This is a genomic window from Shewanella sp. 10N.286.45.A1 (genome assembly GCF_041470405.1).
GTDB lineage: Bacteria > Pseudomonadota > Gammaproteobacteria > Enterobacterales > Shewanellaceae > Shewanella.
Map to the genome: position 1 here is coordinate 1 of NZ_JBFRMK010000199.1, position 747 is coordinate 747.

Here is a 747-nt window from a genome sequence, read left to right on the forward strand (position 1 = left end):
AACTCGTTTTTGGACAAAAGCTTGTTAGATTTAAAGCGCTTGGAGTGTTGAGTTTGATTAGAGAAAGTATGGTAAACGGGTTTACGGTAATGCATCAATAAACGTGGAGTTTGGCCTTGTTAGGGGAGCTTCACTCAACAATGTCACCAGTTGAAACACTAAACCTATAAGTAGTCCCCCCCAGTGTTGTTAGAGTGAAGCGTGATCTTGACAGGTTAAATTCGTGAGACTCTAACCAACGATAGTGCGAAACAGTGAGGTCGATACTGTTTTTGTTCTTAATTAAATCTTTTGTTGAATATGATTTAATTAGGCGGCCGCCATCATAAAAAGCAACAGCCAAATCTGTTTCCTTAAGCTCATGACCTCTAGGCCAGTCTCCCAACCTAACCAAGTAGATACAGACCAAAGTTCAGTATTTGAACCATCATAATTTAACCTGTAAGCTTTCCCCCATGCTTCTTTTTCAACTATTAACGCTTCATTTTCATAATAGGTATATTCTGGAATCATCTTGAAATAGTATGATTCAAACGCAGTATCCTGTGTTGCAATAAATGGTTTAGAAGGTGCTTCTTTATCTGCTTTAACAGAGAATGACATACAAATGATGATTAATAATATGAGCCTAGACATGTACTCCCTTAACGCCATATTGATAAGTGAACCTGGTACTGAGACGATTTGCACGGCAAATGACATGACAGCCTAGGTGAATCTTGATTTAGCAGCTTGTTGAACGAAGCC

Annotated in this window: 1 protein-coding gene; it reads right to left on the reverse strand. The window is 38.7% G+C overall.

Features of this window, described 5'->3' with window-relative positions:
- Window positions 1–309: 309 nt before the first annotated feature.
- Complete coding sequence (locus tag AB4238_RS14725) at window positions 310–702, reverse strand: hypothetical protein (protein WP_372034100.1); 393 nt, start codon at window positions 700–702, stop codon at window positions 310–312.
- Window positions 703–747 lie beyond the last annotated feature (45 nt).

Excerpts from the sequence above, each read along its gene's own strand:
- AB4238_RS14725 (WP_372034100.1), bottom strand. The coding sequence starts at position 702 with ATGTCATTTGCCGTGCAAATCGTCTCAGTACCAGGTTCACTTATCAAT.